Annotated in this window: 16 protein-coding genes and 1 tRNA gene; 10 read left to right on the top strand and 7 right to left on the bottom strand. The window is 67.5% G+C overall.

Annotated features, from left to right (window positions below; translation table 11 throughout):
- The first annotated feature begins 145 nt into the window (after positions 1-145).
- Positions 146-1,054: an RNA polymerase sigma-70 factor gene (locus ACFWPJ_RS00085; RefSeq protein WP_378845494.1), complete on the top strand. Its 909-nt coding sequence runs from the start codon at positions 146-148 to the stop codon at positions 1,052-1,054.
- An 81-nt stretch (positions 1,055-1,135) separates the two neighbouring features.
- Positions 1,136-2,269 (top strand): NAD(P)/FAD-dependent oxidoreductase, encoded by a 1,134-nt coding sequence (locus ACFWPJ_RS00080; RefSeq protein ID WP_378845395.1) that lies wholly within the window; start codon positions 1,136-1,138, stop codon positions 2,267-2,269.
- A gap of 181 nt (positions 2,270-2,450) precedes the next feature.
- Here the strand turns inward: ACFWPJ_RS00080 and ACFWPJ_RS00075 are convergent, their stop codons facing one another.
- Positions 2,451-3,689: a hypothetical protein gene (locus ACFWPJ_RS00075; RefSeq protein ID WP_378845393.1), complete on the bottom strand. Its 1,239-nt coding sequence runs from the start codon at positions 3,687-3,689 to the stop codon at positions 2,451-2,453.
- A gap of 72 nt (positions 3,690-3,761) precedes the next feature.
- Between ACFWPJ_RS00075 and ACFWPJ_RS00070 the strand changes: the two genes are divergently transcribed.
- From ACFWPJ_RS00070 to ACFWPJ_RS00055, 4 genes are all read left to right on the top strand, one after another.
- A complete protein-coding gene (locus ACFWPJ_RS00070) occupies positions 3,762-4,493 on the top strand; it encodes a Clp protease N-terminal domain-containing protein (protein WP_378845392.1) in 732 nt (243 codons plus the stop codon).
- Positions 4,494-4,736: 243 nt separating this feature from the next.
- A complete protein-coding gene (gene groL / locus ACFWPJ_RS00065; RefSeq protein ID WP_378845391.1) occupies positions 4,737-6,362 on the top strand; it encodes a chaperonin GroEL in 1,626 nt (541 codons plus the stop codon).
- Positions 6,363-6,450: 88 nt separating this feature from the next.
- Positions 6,451-6,777, top strand: coding sequence for a hypothetical protein (locus ACFWPJ_RS00060; RefSeq protein WP_378845390.1), 327 nt, complete (start codon positions 6,451-6,453; stop codon positions 6,775-6,777).
- 70 nt (positions 6,778-6,847) lie between these two features.
- The gene (locus ACFWPJ_RS00055) at positions 6,848-7,315 is read left to right on the top strand and encodes a hypothetical protein (RefSeq protein WP_378845389.1); all 468 of its coding nucleotides are present in this window, start codon (positions 6,848-6,850) and stop codon (positions 7,313-7,315) included.
- Positions 7,316-7,682: 367 nt separating this feature from the next.
- Here the strand turns inward: ACFWPJ_RS00055 and ACFWPJ_RS00050 are convergent, their stop codons facing one another.
- On the bottom strand, positions 7,683-8,435 hold the full coding sequence (locus ACFWPJ_RS00050) for a DUF6585 family protein (RefSeq protein ID WP_378845493.1): 753 nt from the start codon (positions 8,433-8,435) through the stop codon (positions 7,683-7,685).
- Positions 8,436-8,624: 189 nt separating this feature from the next.
- Entirely contained in the window at positions 8,625-9,197 is a 573-nt protein-coding gene (locus ACFWPJ_RS00045; RefSeq protein WP_378845388.1) for a TetR/AcrR family transcriptional regulator, read from the bottom strand.
- Between the two features lie 43 nt (positions 9,198-9,240).
- Here ACFWPJ_RS00045 and ACFWPJ_RS00040 point away from each other — a divergent pair, with 43 nt between their 5' ends.
- Positions 9,241-10,020, top strand: coding sequence for an alpha/beta fold hydrolase (locus tag ACFWPJ_RS00040; protein ID WP_378845387.1), 780 nt, complete (start codon positions 9,241-9,243; stop codon positions 10,018-10,020).
- Between the two features lies 1 nt (position 10,021).
- On the opposite strand, the gene ACFWPJ_RS00035 is transcribed toward ACFWPJ_RS00040, so the two are convergent.
- Positions 10,022-10,981: an SMP-30/gluconolactonase/LRE family protein gene (locus ACFWPJ_RS00035; protein WP_378845386.1), complete on the bottom strand. Its 960-nt coding sequence runs from the start codon at positions 10,979-10,981 to the stop codon at positions 10,022-10,024.
- Between the two features lie 114 nt (positions 10,982-11,095).
- Between ACFWPJ_RS00035 and ACFWPJ_RS00030 the strand changes: the two genes are divergently transcribed.
- Positions 11,096-11,545: a MarR family winged helix-turn-helix transcriptional regulator gene (locus ACFWPJ_RS00030; protein WP_378845384.1), complete on the top strand. Its 450-nt coding sequence runs from the start codon at positions 11,096-11,098 to the stop codon at positions 11,543-11,545.
- Between the two features lie 50 nt (positions 11,546-11,595).
- Here ACFWPJ_RS00030 and ACFWPJ_RS00025 read toward each other — a convergent pair whose 3' ends face one another.
- Together ACFWPJ_RS00025 and ACFWPJ_RS00020 are read right to left on the bottom strand one after the other, a co-directional pair.
- Positions 11,596-12,045 carry an SRPBCC family protein gene (locus ACFWPJ_RS00025; protein ID WP_378845382.1) on the bottom strand — a complete coding sequence of 150 codons (450 nt, stop codon included), beginning with the start codon at positions 12,043-12,045 and terminating at the stop codon, positions 11,596-11,598.
- A 123-nt stretch (positions 12,046-12,168) separates the two neighbouring features.
- Positions 12,169-13,233, bottom strand: coding sequence for an ADP-ribosylglycohydrolase family protein (locus ACFWPJ_RS00020; protein ID WP_378845381.1), 1,065 nt, complete (start codon positions 13,231-13,233; stop codon positions 12,169-12,171).
- A 29-nt stretch (positions 13,234-13,262) separates the two neighbouring features.
- On the opposite strand from ACFWPJ_RS00020, the gene ACFWPJ_RS00015 reads away from it, so the two are divergent.
- Together ACFWPJ_RS00015 and ACFWPJ_RS00010 are read left to right on the top strand one after the other, a co-directional pair.
- A complete protein-coding gene (locus tag ACFWPJ_RS00015; RefSeq protein ID WP_378845380.1) occupies positions 13,263-13,601 on the top strand; it encodes a hypothetical protein in 339 nt (112 codons plus the stop codon).
- A gap of 17 nt (positions 13,602-13,618) precedes the next feature.
- A tRNA-Gln gene (locus ACFWPJ_RS00010) sits at positions 13,619-13,690 on the top strand.
- 63 nt (positions 13,691-13,753) lie between these two features.
- On the opposite strand, the gene ACFWPJ_RS00005 is transcribed toward ACFWPJ_RS00010, so the two are convergent.
- Positions 13,754-14,086, bottom strand: a complete 333-nt coding sequence (locus tag ACFWPJ_RS00005) for a helix-turn-helix domain-containing protein (RefSeq protein WP_378845378.1) — start codon at positions 14,084-14,086, stop codon at positions 13,754-13,756.
- Positions 14,087-14,730: the final 644 nt, after the last annotated feature.

Raw genomic sequence — 14,730 nt, 5'->3', positions numbered from 1 at the left:
GCTTTCGGCCCTGGGTCTCGCGCCGAGGGCGATACCGCGCTCGCGGCGTTCCATCTCGCTTGTCGGTTGCGGGGGGCTACCCAGTGGTCGCGGCTATCGGGTTGCGCGGTGCGGGCGTTCCGGCCGCTACGGTGGGCGCGTGAGTATGTGGGGCGGAGATGGCGGGGGCGTGGCGGAGTCCGGCGGGGTGGAGGAGTTCCTGGGGCATCGACCGCGGCTGTTCGCAGTGGCGTATCGGATGTTCGGTGCGGGGAGCGAGGCCGAGGACGTAGTGCAGGAGGTCTACCTGCGCTGGGCAGCCGCCGACCGCGCCGAGATCGCCAACGCCGAAGCCTGGCTGACCACCGTCACGGTCAATCTCTGCCGTACCGCGCTCGTCTCCGCGCGCGCCCGCCGCGAAACCTATGTCGGCCCGTGGCTGCCCGAACCGGTCCCGACCGGCGCACTCGGTCCGCTGGAGACCGTCGAGGAGCGCGAGTCGGTGTCGCTGGCACTGCTCACCGCGATGGAACGGCTCAACCCGGTCGAGCGCGCGGTCTTCGTGCTGCGCGAGGCCTTCGGCTACCCGCACGCCGAGATCGCCGCCATGCTCGAGATCACCGAGGTCAACTCCCAGCAGATCCTGCACCGCGCGAGTGGTCGGGTCCGCACAGGTAAACCACGATTCGCAGTCCCCGCCGACGAAGCACGCACGCTGATCGAACGGTTCCTGCTCGCCGCGGCGACCGGTGACGTCACCGGCCTGCGCGCGCTGCTCGCCGCGGATGTGGTGTCGATGGCCGACGGCGGCGGCAAGGTCACCGCGGCCCGTCGCCCGGTCACCGGCGGCGATCAGGTCGCCCGCTACCTGCTCGGCCTCACCAAGTTCCTCACCTCGGCGAGCACGTTCGATCTCGACGAGGTCAACGGCGAGCTCGCGCTGATCGTGCGCGCGGACGGCGTCGTGGCGAGTTCGGTGATGTTCTTCGGCGTCGATGGCGCGGGACTGGTCGACACCGTGCGCATCGTGGTCAACCCGGACAAGCTCGGTTTCCTGGTCGCCGCCGGGGCGTGAGCCGGATCACGGCGCCGGGCTGTCAGGAAACCGGTGGCTGTGTCGTCTGGTCGGTGTCGGCATTGTCGAGAGGAGCCACACATGACCGGGCAGCAGCGAATCGTCGTCCTCGGCGCCGGGTACGCGGGACTTAGCGCCGCGCGCCGCTTGGCGGGCAAGACGGGTGACACCACGATCACGGTGGTCGATACGCGGGTGGAGTTCGTCGAACGGGTGCGCCTGCACCAGGCCGTCGCGGGCCAGTCGATTCGGCGCTGGGACCTGCGGGAGATGCTGGAGCGCAAGGGGATCGAATTCGTGCGGGCGCGGGTCACCGATCTCGACCCGATCGCGAAGCGGGTGCGGCTCGACGGGGAGCGGTCGATCGCCTACGACACCCTCGTCTACGCGCTCGGTAGCGCCGCCGACCGTTCGAGCGTGCCCGGCATCGCCGAGTACGCGCGGTCGGTCGCGACACCCGAGGACGTGCAGGCCCTGCCCCGCGGGCCTGTGGTCGTGGTCGGCGCGGGATCGACGGGCATCGAGCTCGCGGCGGAACTGGCGGAGTCGCACCGGGATTCGGGCGCTGCGGGCGACGACGAGCTCACCACTGGGATCCAAGAATTCGCGACCGTGACGCTGCTCGGATCGGAGGAGCCCGGTGCGTGGCTTTCCGCCCTCGCCGCTGATCACGTCCGCGCCACGCTGACCCGTCTCGGCGTCGAGATCCGTTCCGGCGTCAAGGTCGCCGAAGTTCTGCCCGACGGCGTGCGCCTCGTGGACGGCACCGTCGTGCCCGCCTCCGCCGTCGTCTGGACCGCCGGATTCACCGTTCCTGATCTGGCCCGCCGCGCCGGTCTCGACGTCGACGGGCAGGGTCGCATCCGCACCGACGAAACGCTGCGCTCGCTCTCGCACCCCGACATCTACGCCGCGGGCGATGCCGCCCTGATCGACGGCCCCGGCGACCGCCCACTCCGGATGGCCTGCGCGACAGCCCTTCCCACCGGCAGCTACGTCGGCCGTGCGATCCTCGCGCGAGCGCACGGCACCGAGCCGAAGCCGATGACATTCCGCTACCAGGTGCAGTGCATCAGCCTGGGCCGCCGCGACGCCGTGATCCAGTTCCTCAATGCCGACGACACCCCGGCGACGCGGGTGCTCCGGGGTCGAACCGGCGCCTGGGTGAAAGAGACCATCGTGCGCATCGCGGGGAAGGCCGCAGGCCTGCGTTAGGGCATAAGGGTGCACCGGCTGACGCGCTCGTCGCCCCGCGAGCCGAGTCGCCGCCCACGATCCCTGTCGGTCACCGCGCTGAACGTTCACTATCGCGCCGATCGGTCGAAATCGGACCATCGGAGCGAATAGTGAATGCTCAGCGCATGCCCGCGCGCCTCCGCAGATCGACAGCGGCGGGTCAGGGTGTAGACCGGCGTCGCCGTAGCGCCGCGACGAGTCTCCCTGTCCAGGGGGCTATGGCGATCAGCACGAGCACGATCAACCATGGCCCCCGCCACCACCATCGCAGTCCGACCTCGCCGACCGGCGGTTCTCCGGTGAGCAGCCGAGCCGTCGAGGACCACAGCACGAACGCGTCCCCGATCGGCACGAGCCCGAACGCGTACCGCTTGGACCCGGGCAGACTTACCGGCAGTCCGAGCAGTTCGCCTTCGGCGCCGATCGCCGCGGCCAGCTCGCTGTCGCCGTTCACCCTGGCGGCTCCGAGCCCGACCACGGTGGCGGACAGGCTGATTCCGGCGACCAGCGGCCCGGAATCCACGTCACCGACGCCGTCGACACCCTTCGGGTATTCGCGCAGAGCAGGCCCGAAACCGCCCGGATAGGACAGGTACTGCTCGCGATACAGGGCGTACTGACTGCGCGCGAAGGCTGGATCGATCTCCGGCAGGAACCGGTGGATCACCGATTGTGAGGTCGCCCGCGCACCGTCGAGCTGGGACCCGTTTGGCGAAACCTGGTGCGGCATGAGTCCGGTAGCCGGATCGAGGCGACTCTGGACCGCCCCGAGCCACCGTGCCGTCACCGCCCCGAACTTGTCGTCGAACAACTGGTCGTGCAATCGCAGCGAAGCCACGGCCACAGTGGAATCGACCGGCCAGGCCTGCCCCCGATAGGCCTGCAAGAACGGTGTCTCCGATACGGCGAAGGCCTGCGCGATCTCCGCACTGTGCGCGGAAAAATGCTGCACCTCAGTGGAATCAGACGCATCGAGCGACAGAATCGCCCCACGCAACCAATTGGTCCACCCGGCCCAGAACACCCCATACGCAGGCTGCGCAGTAGGGCTGAACACGGCCCGGCCCTCCTCGGACACCAATCGATCCAGCGCCCAACGAGATTCGCGCAGCGCCGCCTCGCGAAGACCCGGATCGGTGTGCGCCGCCTGCACCCATGAGATGCCGTAGAGCGCGTTCAGAAAGAAGTGGCCCTCCGGAAACTGCGCCTGCGCAGCGACATCCGCCTCTCCGTCGAGCGCGTCCCGGACAAACGCCAGCTGCCGCTCGGTCGACCCGGGCTGATCATCGATTCCCGGCTGCGGCCACAGGAACCGAACTATGCCGACCACACAGGCCAGCGTCACGACAATCCCCACCATGCGCAGGCCCCACCGGGCCGAGCGCTGAAATCTCCCCATGCCGACACTCTGCCACCGATTGATCGTCAACTAACGGTTGACGATCGCAAATCGTCAACCTAGAGTTGACGCATGAGCACTCCAAACTTCCGCCTCGACGATCTGATCGACGGCATCAAGAAGGCCCGCCCCGACAACGTCCTCGACCAGCTGTCCGACGCCGTGGTCGCCGCCAACCACCTCGGCGAGACCGCCGACCACCTGATCGGCCACTTCGTCGACCAGGCCCGCCGCTCCGGCGCCTCCTGGACCGATATCGGTGCCAGCATGGGCGTCAGCAAGCAGGCCGTCCAGAAACGATTCGTGCCCAAGGGCCCCAGCGACGCGGCCGCCATGGACCCGCAGGCCGGCTTCGCCAAATTCACCGACCGCGCCCGGCAGGTGGTCGTGGGTTCCCAGGAGGCGGCCCGCGACTCCGGTAACAGCCAGATCGCGCTCGGGCATCTGATCCTCGGTCTGATCGGCCAGTCAGAGGGCCTGGCCGCCCGCGAGATTGTCGCCAGAGGTGTCACCCTGGAAGCCGTGCGCGCCGCCGCGACCGCCTCGCTGCCCGCCGCCGACGGCGAGGTCCCGGCCCTCATCCCCTTCGACGGTGAGACGAAGAAGGTCCTCGAACTGACCTTTCGCGAGGCACTCCGCCTCGGCCACAACTACATCGGCACCGAACACATCCTGCTCGCGCTGCTCGAACAGGAGAACGGCACGGGCGTGCTCAGTGACCTCGGCCTGGACAAGGCTGTGGTAGAAGCCGAACTCGTCGAGCTGCTGAATCAGTTCCTGGCGTCGTCGCAGGGCGAGTCCTGACCCGCGGGCCGCGCCCGGTGTGCTCCTCCGCGCCGGGCGCGACCTTGCACTCTCACCACCCGAGTGCTAAAAATGCTTTGGCACTCGCGTCTGTTGAGTGCCAGGTCGGGACGGTGAGGCCGGGTTCCATCGACACCCTCGGTCGTCCGTCGCGGGCACCGCACCTGGCCAGCGTACTTTGGGGCGATCCAACCTGTGGTCGTCTCGTGTGTCAGCCATAGACATGTGGAGGATCTCAACGCAATGGCCAAGACAATTGCGTACGACGAAGAGGCCCGTCGCGGTCTCGAGCGGGGTCTGAACGCCCTCGCCGACGCTGTCAAGGTGACGCTGGGCCCGAAGGGTCGCAACGTCGTGCTCGAGAAGAAGTGGGGCGCCCCCACGATCACCAACGATGGTGTGTCCATCGCCAAGGAGATCGACCTCGAGGACCCGTACGAGAAGATCGGCGCCGAGCTGGTCAAGGAAGTCGCCAAGAAGACGGACGACGTCGCGGGCGACGGCACCACCACCGCCACCGTGCTCGCCCAGGCGCTCGTGCGTGAGGGTCTGCGCAACGTCGCGGCCGGCGCGAACCCGCTGGGCCTGAAGCGCGGCATCGAGAAGGCCGTCGAGGCCGTCACCGCCAAGCTGCTCGACACCGCCAAGGAGGTCGAGACCAAGGAGCAGATCGCTGCCACCGCCGGTATCTCGGCCGGCGACTCGTCCATCGGTGAGCTCATCGCCGAGGCCATGGACAAGGTCGGCAAGGAAGGCGTCATCACCGTCGAGGAGAGCAACACCTTCGGTCTCCAGCTGGAGCTCACCGAGGGCATGCGCTTCGACAAGGGCTACATCTCCGGTTACTTCGTGACCGACCCCGAGCGTCAGGAAGCGGTCCTCGAGGACCCGTACATCCTGCTGGTGTCGGCCAAGATCTCGACCGTCAAGGACCTGCTGCCGCTGCTGGAGAAGGTCATCCAGGCCGGCAAGCCGCTGCTGATCATCGCCGAGGACGTCGAGGGCGAGGCCCTGTCGACCCTGGTCGTGAACAAGATCCGTGGCACCTTCAAGTCCGTCGCCGTCAAGGCCCCGGGCTTCGGTGACCGTCGCAAGGCCCAGCTGGCCGACATCGCCATCCTGACCGGTGGCGAGGTCATCAGCGAAGAGGTCGGCCTCTCCCTGGAGACCGCCGGCATCGAGCTGCTCGGCACCGCGCGCAAGGTCGTCATCACCAAGGACGAGACCACCATCGTCGAGGGCGCGGGCGACGCGGAGGCCATCAAGGGCCGCGTGGCGCAGATCCGCACCGAGATCGAGAACTCGGACTCGGACTACGACCGTGAGAAGCTGCAGGAGCGTCTGGCCAAGCTGGCCGGCGGTGTCGCGGTGATCAAGGCCGGTGCCGCCACCGAGGTCGAGCTCAAGGAGCGCAAGCACCGCATCGAAGATGCCGTGCGCAACGCCAAGGCTGCCGTCGAAGAGGGCATCGTCGCCGGTGGTGGCGTGGCCCTGCTGCAGGCCGCCCCCGCGCTTGACGGCTTCAGCGGCCTGTCGGCCGACGAGGCCACCGGTGTCAACATCGTGCGTGTCGCGCTGTCGGCCCCGCTGAAGCAGATCGCCTTCAACGCCGGCCTCGAGCCCGGCGTCGTCGCCGAGAAGGTCTCCAACCTCCCCGAGGGCGAAGGCCTGAACGCCGACTCCGGCGTCTACGAGAACCTGCTGGCCGCCGGCGTCGCCGACCCGGTCAAGGTCACCCGTTCGGCCCTGCAGAACGCGGCCTCCATCGCGGCCCTGTTCCTCACCACCGAGGCCGTCGTCGCCGACAAGCCGGAGAAGGCCGCCCCCGCGGGCGACCCCACCGGCGGCATGGGCGGCATGGACTTCTGATCCCCCCGGATCACTAGTTCGGCGCAAGTCACGAAGGCCGGTCCACTCCCGAGTGGGCCGGCCTTCGGTCTGTCACAGGGAGTGGAAAATGGCGTTCGCCCGCACGGCCCGTAAATACTGGGTGTTCTGTGTCCTGCTGGGGATCATCTGCGGCTGGCTGATCCTGCCGGGTCTACTCGGCCTGCTCGACGACACGGTCACTTGCCACACCTGGAACATCTTCGTCCTCGACTTCTCCAGTCACGACATGAACCCCGGCGATATGTCGTGCTCGATGTCGAAGTCCGGCGGCAACTACGCGGACGTGAAATTCTTCAACAACACGATCGACTGGGTGCGGATCATCATCGGAGCGGTCCTGCTCTGGGCGGGCGCATCCGGCCTGAACGACCTGGCGAAGAAGGAGCGCGCGTAACCCGCTTCAATCGAAGAGCCGCATCGCCAGCTCAACTGAACTAGTTTCGAACTAGGTGTACGCTGGGGATATGGCCACTCGCACCTTCCCGTTCTCGACGCTGATCAACAAGCAGACCAGCGTTTTCCCCGCCCTCGCCGACGCTGACGTCATCCTCGAGCGTCGGGATGCCGAGAATCTGGTGCTGATGCGGTCTGAGCGGTTCGAGGCGATGGTGAAAGGCCTCGGCCTCGCGGCCCGCTCGCTCGCGATCATCGCGAAGGCCAACCGGCCGCTCGCGGAAGAGGTGTTCGCCGAGGAACTTCCGTGGCTGACCTGGCTACCGGCCGAAGGCCGCCCCGAGTGCGTTCGCGAGCTGCTCGATCATCTCCTGGCGGGCGCCGAAACCGGTCTCCTACTACCGTTTTCGCGCGCACTACAGGAGTGGCAATCGACTGCCGAGATCTACTCCGACCCCGAGCTGGCCCGTAGGCTGCGCGGCCCGTTCGGCACCGACGACTCGACAGCCGTCCCACGCCCCGGCGGTGCGGATGCCTGAACCACTACGCCGTGGTGACGAGGTCCGGCGGCCGACGGGATGGGTTGTTCGTGCCGTAGACCTGCGGGCGGCCAAGGGGTGGGCACAACTGGTGAGTCAGGCGCAGGCCAATGCCGACCGGGCCTGGGTCGCGATTACTTCGGACCCACGCTGCCGAGACGATCCTTCCCGGCAACACCCCTTGAAATTCGACTTGAGTCGAGTCAAGGTCGACGGATCCGAATTCGAGCAGTGGCAGTTCGAGGTCACCGGGGGCGGCAGGATCTGGTACGCGATCGATGACAATAGCCGGACGCTCTGGATAACCCATGCGGGCACGGGTCACCCGAAACAGACTGATCGCCGGAGGTAAGCCTGCTCGTCAGCCTCACCCCACCGGTGTCAACCGCAACCTCTCCGCCAGTTCGTTGAAGATGTAGAAGTTGGGGATGGTGCCGACCGGGGTGAGGGAGCGCCAGGTGCCGGTGAGTTTGAGGCGGATGTGGCCGCTGCGGGCGTCGATGAGCTGGATGTTCTCCCAGGGGAAGGATTCGCCCTGGAAGTGGAGGGCGTCGAGGGAGAGGCCGACTTCGCCGAAGGTGACCGTGTCGCCGTTGTCGATGGCGGTGACGGCGGCGGGGAGTTGGGTTGCGGTGACGGCGGATTGGATGGCGCGGGCCCATTCGCGGGCGCGGGCGAATCCTTCCTCGTCGATGGTGGCTTCGACGCCGCCGGGGCCGGTGAGCGCGAGGTAGTAGGACACCGCCGTGGTGTCGTGGAAGGGGATCATCTGCTGGCGCACTTCGGTGCTGTCCCAGCGGAATCCGGCGACGCGCTGGCCGGAGCGATAGACGGTGACGCCGTGGTCGAACAGGTCGATGCGGGCGGCGCGATTCTGCCGGTTGAGGATTCCGCGCCGGACGGCAAGCAGGACCGGGAGCGCGGCGATCACGAGCAGCGCGACACCACCCTGCCAGGCGCCGACGGCGGCGCAGATGACGCCGATGGTGGCGATGCTGCCCGCGACGATGCCGCAGCCGCGGACGAACGTGTCGTCGGCGGGGGTCGCGAGGTAGGTATCACGGTGCGCGCCGAGCTGCTGATACTCCGCCATCAGGTGTATCAGCTGCGTCAACGGCACCCTATGCCGGACTTCGGCTACGTCCTCCGGCCTGTTCGGAGTGATCACTCGTCCCTCCATGAGGCGTTTTCATCCGCGGCGAAGCGTATTCGACGAGGCCGATTGCCGCCACTGGTGGGTGGATAATGATAGCGGCCATTCCGGAATCGGCTGCTACCCGGGGTGAAAGCCGCTGTAGAGGGGACTGATTCAGCGCGGCGGATCGAGCAGCCGCGAGACCACCGCGTCCACCAGTTCGTCGGTGGCGGGCAGGGTCTGCGGCGCGATCCTGGCCAGCTGATTGAACCCGTGATAGATGCTGACGGCCACGCTCGCGCGGGTGTAGGCCTGCGGATCGGGCACTCCGAGCAGTCGCAATTGCGCGGTGACATAGTCGATCCGGCGTTCGGCGACCCGCTTCATCGCGGCGGCGACGGCGGGCTGATCCACCGAGGCGAGCAGCGCGAGATCCTCCCTGCCCTGCGCGGCGTACTCGATGACGTGGGTGAACAGTTGCCGCAATCGTTGCGCGGGCCCCGGCAATTGGTCGAGCTCGTCGATGACGTCCTGCGTCCCGCGCTGCTCCCACCGCGCGAGCACGGCCTCGACCAGCGCGGCGCGATCCTTGAAATGCCAGTAGAAGCTGCCCTTGGTCGCCCCGAGCCGTTTGGCCAGCGGTTCGACCGCCACCGCGGTCAGCCCGCCTTCGCCGAGGGCCTCCAGCGCGGCCTGCGCCCAGTCGTCGGCGGTCAGCCTGCGCCCGGTGTTCTCCTCTCGCGGCATCCCCATACGCTACCGTATGGTCGAACCTCGATAGGCTGGACAGGTGCTGTTTCTGGACGAAGGCTCGCGCACCGGCCCGGTGATCGTGTTCGTGCACGGCATCCCTGGCTCGGTCGCCTGGTTCGCGGGGGTCGCCGAACGGCTGGCGGGCGACTACCGGGTGATCAGGGTGGATGTCCGCGATCAGGGCGCGGAATCCGGTGATTTCACGGCCGCGGCCAGGACCGCCCCGATCCTCGCACTGTTCGACGAGCTCGACCTGTCGCAGGTCACGGTGGTCGGGCATTCGTTCGGCGCCGAGATCGCCCTGGAACTGGCGGCAGTGTCGCCGCGGGTGGCCCGTGTGGTGGTGATCGGCCAGGCGCCGGACTACCACGCCGCCAGCATCCCCACCGTCGCCAAATGGGTGATCCGCCCGTGGACGGTGCGGCTGGCGCAGCGCTGGACACCCAGTCTGGTGATCCGCCTGGCCAACCGGACCGTGTTCGCGCCCCGCTTCCGCTACGACTCCGCGCCCGGCCTGGCCGACGCGATGGTCCGCGACTTCCGCGCCGCCGTCCCCGCCGGCCTCGCCTACGCCGTCGGCGCACGGGCCGACGACTTCGCCGCACGCCCGCTCGACGAACGGGTCGCCGCACTCGACCTGCCGGTCCTGGCCGTCCACGGCAGGCACGACCACCTCTACGACAGCACGGCCACCCTGCAGAGATACGCCGCGGCGGGCGCGCGCGCCCACCTCGTCGAGCACGCCGGCCATTCGCCCCAGGTCGAGCAGCCGGACGAATTCGTCGCCGTACTCAGGGAATTCGTCGACGAGGCCTGACTCAGAACCCGTCGACCGCCGAGACGACGAACGTTCCCGGCGCACCCGCGTCACCCATCGGCCCACCCTTGTCGAACTGTGACGACACGATCAGCGCCCGATCGCCCGAGTGCACCATCGTCGTGGGGATATTCAGTGCGGGATCATGGAATTCGCCATCACGCGTCGCGGCGGCACCGCGGTCGGTGACGGTCCAGCGGCTGATGGTGTTCTCGGTGTTGTGGACCACCCACAGCGTGTTGTCGCGCAGTTCCATGCCGTCGCCGTGGCGCACGTCGCCACCGGTCAATGCGACCTTGCGGTTCGGCTCGGCGCCGGTCAGGTCGATCCGGTACAGCTCACCCGCCGACATCGCGACGACGAGCAGATACGCGCCTGCCTGATCGGCGACGATGCCGTTCAGCTCGAAGGTCTTCGCGTCGCGTGGTCCGAGCACCGGGCTCAGGTCGTAGGCGACGCCCAATTCCCCACGGCCCGTAGCTACTTGGTCCGGAGTGACGCGATAGACGACATTGCGGACACTGTCGGTCAGATAGGCGCTCCCGTCGGCGGCGAAGTCGAGATCGTTGACGAAACGCGGTGCGTCGCCCGGTACCTCGAATCGCGCCAGCAGTGCGCGGGAACCGGTGTCGTACACCGCGACTCCCACACCCGAATCGATCACCCACAGCCTGCCGTCCCGGTCGACCCGCATGCCGTTGGTGGTCTTGCGGCCGTCCGTGCCCGCGGGCAGGAACACCTCCGCGCGCTCGGCGCCGGCGGCCGCCCGGTAGACCGTCCCGTCGGCGAACGAGCCGACGTAACTGTCACCGGAGCGGGCGTCCAGTGCGATGCCCTCGGGATACACGGCATTGCCGGGCAGTTCGTAGGCGGTGCTCACCGTGGGCGCGGCGTCGGTTCCGCACGCCGTCGCGGACAGGCAGGCGACGGCCAGGGCGATGGTGGCGCTGGTCCTGATCATAATGAAGCCTCTCAGTGATGTAATGCCAGACATCAAGTGATGGGAAGAAATGTAGATTAGAGCTCTAATGATCGTCAAGGGCATTACGTGATGACGGGCGGATACCATGCACGCATGACGTCCATGCCCGCCGCCGAGAGGCTCGGCACGTATATCAAGCGCGCCGAGCAGGCCCTGATCGCGGCGAAGACCGCCGCGCTGAAGCCGGCCGGGCTGACCGTCCCGCAGTACAGCGCCCTGTTGCACCTCGCGGAAAACCCCGGCATCTCCGCCGCGGCGCTGGCCCGGCTGGCTGGGGTGACGCCGCCGACCATGAACACCGTCCTGACCAACCTCCAGGACCGTGGCCTGGTCGAGCGCACGCCGCACGAGTGGCACAAGAACGTGCTCGAGACCCGGCTGACCGAGGCGGGCCGGGAGGTGACCGCCGCGGGGGATATCCGCGCGGTCGCGGTGGAGCGCGAGCTCGCCGCCCGGTTCACCGCCGAGGAATTGGCGACCGTGACCGCGCTGCTCTCACGGACCGCGGAGGCGCTCGACGAGATCCGCGCCGAGCTGCCCTGAACGACGAGAGCCCGCCGGATCATCCGGCGGGCTCTCGGGGTTTGTGCGGGTCAGCGCTCTGCCGCAGCCTTGACCTTGCTCAGCGTCTCATGCATGCCCGAGACCAGGTCGGCCTCGAACTTCGGCTCGCCACCGGAGGCCTTGATCACCGGACCCATCCACGCGGGCAGACCTTTCGGATCGACCGTGCGGCGTTCCACGACCCGGGTGCCGGCGGCGGACGGCGCGAGCTCATAGCTCCAGACGGTGTGGTTCTCGTTCATCCGGAACGCGAGCGCGGTGTTCGGCACGAACCGCACGATGCGCGAGGTGGTCGGCCAGATCTTCCAGCCGTCCTTGTTCAGGTTGATGGTGAGCGCGCCCTCACGGACACCGCCGATCGCCGCCATTTTGACCGTCGTCGGGCTGAACTCCGACATCCGGCGCAGGTCGGCGATGATCGACCAGACCTTCTCGGGCGATGCTGCGATGTCGATACTGGCTTCGAGATTGTTCGCCAACGGTGCCTCCGGGATGGATGTGACGGTCTGTCACGCACAGCATAGGCATTGCCGACCATGGGATCCTCCGCCCGTGGTCGGATTTGACCAGGGGTCGCGGGAGCACGTCGCCCAGCGGCGCCTTCATCCTCGCTCGGTCGCCCACGTCGGCAGTGCTTCCCGTGCCATCAGCCATTCTTCCGGCACGCCGCCGCGCGTACCGATCCCCGTGCGCGCGGCCACGATCCCGCCGACTATCGCTGCGGTGGTGTCCGCATCCCCACCGGCCTCGACGCAGGCGGTGATCGCGGCGGGATAGTCGTCGAGGAAGCTCGCCGCCGCCCACAGCGTGAACGGCACCGTGTCCTGCGCACTGACCTGCGCACCATTGCCCAGTTCATAGGAAGCTTCGGCCACCGATCGACCGAGGAGCGTCCTGGCGCGCCGCACCCCGCTCGCCGTCCGTCCGTCGACCAGATACGGCTCCACAACATCCAGGAGTTCTTCTGGCGCACAGTCCCTTCCACGACTGGCAGCCGCCCAACCAGCGGCCACCGCGACAACCATCGCGCCCACGATCGCCTCCGGATGACGATGCGTCACCTCGGCCGCCGACGCCGCCTCCGCCGCGGCCCGATCGAACTCCCCGGCGAAATACGCCCCGAGCGGCGCCACCCGCATCGCCGCACCGTTCCCCCACGAGCCATGTCCGCCGAACAGCGCCCCGGCTACCTCGGCCCACGGCCGACCATCCCGAATCTGGTGCAGCACAGCAACTGTGCCGCCGCTGTATCCCCGATACGGCTCGCACCGATCGGCGAAAGCCGCTGCCAGCGCATCGCGGTCGATCCGCCCGCGCACACGTAACTCGGTGAGTACCGAACACGCCATTTCGGTGTCATCGGTCCACTCCCATGGACCGGCGGGCGTTCGCCCGGCGAGAAGATCGGAAACCGATCGCCCAGGTACGAAGAACTGGGCTCCTAACGCATCGCCTACCGACAGCCCATCCAGGCTGTCCCGAGCTACATCTAAGTGGTCAATCATGTGCGAGCCATCCTGCCAACCAATAGTGGTCGATGCAACCAGAACCCGTGCGGCGTTGCCATCCACCGTGGAAGCCGGCGCGTGCCTGGAGCCGAGATGCCGGAAAAGGTCTGGGGTGCCGGCGAATTCGATCGCGAACGCATGGTCGTGCGCCGCGGACACGACTCGTCGACCTGACGGCCTGGCACTCCGTGTCCGGCTCAGGCTTGCACCCGGATACCCGGGTCTGGGCGGCCTTGCCGCTGCCGTGGGAGGTGCTCGCCGGACGCGAGGACTGCACCGCGTCCGACGTGGCCGCGGCCTGCGGATCGGTCGGCGTCGACCCTGTCCGTAACGGCTGGACCGCGCCGAAACCGCCGGGACAGGTCGGCACGTTCCGCCCGACCCCCGAACTCGTGCACGGTATCTCGGTCGCAGACCCATTGTGGGCCATGCTCCTTCGCGGTGCGGGCGCCTTCAGTGGCAGACCGACCAAGGCCGAGTACGTTGCCGAACTATCGGCGCAATCCGGTGGACACCCGCCCGCGTGATGAGGCGCGATCGCGGGGTTGTCGTAGTTCAGTGGTAGAGCGCCCGGCTCTGATCCGGGTGGACGCCGGTTCGAGCCCGGCCGACGAGTCATCCGCCCCTTGCTGCACCGACCCGTCGCTCTCGGGGGCAAGCCAGGGGTGCGGCCGACGAATCAGGCGACATTCCACGTTCGGTCGCCCAGCCGCACGACGACATCCACCGATCCGCCCAGCGCGGCGACATACGAGCGGATGGCATCGATCCCCGAGATCTCGCCGCGCTCGATCTTCGACACCCGGGCTTGGGTGACACCCAACGCATCGGCGAGTGCGACCTGAGTGATCCCCATCGCCTTTCTGATCTCGGCCAGCTGATGCCCGCGAAGGTACGACTCGTGACGTTCATCTGCCTTACGAGCGCCAGCAGCGCGCTCGGCGGATGACCGTGGGTCCTGCTGCCGCGCCTTCGCTTTGACGTCTTTCCACGTGCTGAATTCCGTGCTCATGGCTGCTCCTTCAACGCTTCCAGGTGCTCGGCGAAGCGCTTGTCGGCCAGCGGTATCGCCCCGCTGTGATCGATCGCCCGCTCGATCAGGTCACCTGGCTCAGTATAACCAAATTGTTATATCCGGCCCATGCTGCTCGCTGCGACAGATACTTACTTCCCGGTACAACGGAGGGGAGTGCAGTGCATCGGTACACTCTCGTTTCACATCTCGGTTGCCCTGGCGCGCAGACCATGCGCAGCGGCTGTCCGTCTCGTTCTCGCTGGCCGACCAGCTCATGTCGAGCCTTGGCGAGCCGGAAGTTCTTGGGGCTTGTGCGAACCGACAAAAAATTCTAGAAAATTCCTCTAAAACACTCCCTGTTCAGATTTGGCTCGGTATCGTCCGAGACGGCAAATGGCCAGTGACGACGTAGTCACAAAACATCAACTTGGAGTGACACATGCTTTACAACATCACCGATGACAGCTCTGACGGCAACATTCTGACCCTCCTGCTCGGCCTGCTCACCAGCTCGCTCAGCAGCGGTTCTGCGCAGGCCTCGGGCAACTGAGCGGACGATAGCCAACTTTCGGCTAACGCGCGGTAAGCCGGAAGGGCAGCGCTGGTGGGCGGCTCACATAGAGGGTGAGGGCGCGCGCGCG

The sequence above is a fragment of the Nocardia sp. NPDC058497 genome (assembly GCF_042720195.1).
In the GTDB taxonomy this organism is placed as follows: Bacteria; Actinomycetota; Actinomycetes; order Mycobacteriales; family Mycobacteriaceae; genus Nocardia.
The sequence above is the reverse complement of the archived record's forward strand: the minus strand, read 5'-3'. Positions and strand labels throughout refer to the sequence as shown.

What these genes read in the sequence shown, in the direction of transcription:
- ACFWPJ_RS00085 (WP_378845494.1), top strand. Translation starts at nt 146, where the DNA reads ATGTGGGGCGGAGATGGCGGGGGCGTGGCGGAGTCCGGCGGGGTGGAG.
- ACFWPJ_RS00080 (WP_378845395.1), top strand. Translation starts at nt 1,136, where the DNA reads ATGACCGGGCAGCAGCGAATCGTCGTCCTCGGCGCCGGGTACGCGGGA.
- ACFWPJ_RS00075 (WP_378845393.1), bottom strand. Translation starts at nt 3,689, where the DNA reads ATGGGGAGATTTCAGCGCTCGGCCCGGTGGGGCCTGCGCATGGTGGGG.
- ACFWPJ_RS00070 (WP_378845392.1), top strand. Translation starts at nt 3,762, where the DNA reads ATGAGCACTCCAAACTTCCGCCTCGACGATCTGATCGACGGCATCAAG.
- groL (WP_378845391.1), top strand. Translation starts at nt 4,737, where the DNA reads ATGGCCAAGACAATTGCGTACGACGAAGAGGCCCGTCGCGGTCTCGAG.
- ACFWPJ_RS00060 (WP_378845390.1), top strand. Translation starts at nt 6,451, where the DNA reads ATGGCGTTCGCCCGCACGGCCCGTAAATACTGGGTGTTCTGTGTCCTG.
- ACFWPJ_RS00055 (WP_378845389.1), top strand. Translation starts at nt 6,848, where the DNA reads ATGGCCACTCGCACCTTCCCGTTCTCGACGCTGATCAACAAGCAGACC.
- ACFWPJ_RS00045 (WP_378845388.1), bottom strand. Translation starts at nt 9,197, where the DNA reads ATGCCGCGAGAGGAGAACACCGGGCGCAGGCTGACCGCCGACGACTGG.
- ACFWPJ_RS00035 (WP_378845386.1), bottom strand. Translation starts at nt 10,981, where the DNA reads ATGATCAGGACCAGCGCCACCATCGCCCTGGCCGTCGCCTGCCTGTCC.
- ACFWPJ_RS00030 (WP_378845384.1), top strand. Translation starts at nt 11,096, where the DNA reads ATGACGTCCATGCCCGCCGCCGAGAGGCTCGGCACGTATATCAAGCGC.
- ACFWPJ_RS00005 (WP_378845378.1), bottom strand. Translation starts at nt 14,086, where the DNA reads ATGAGCACGGAATTCAGCACGTGGAAAGACGTCAAAGCGAAGGCGCGG.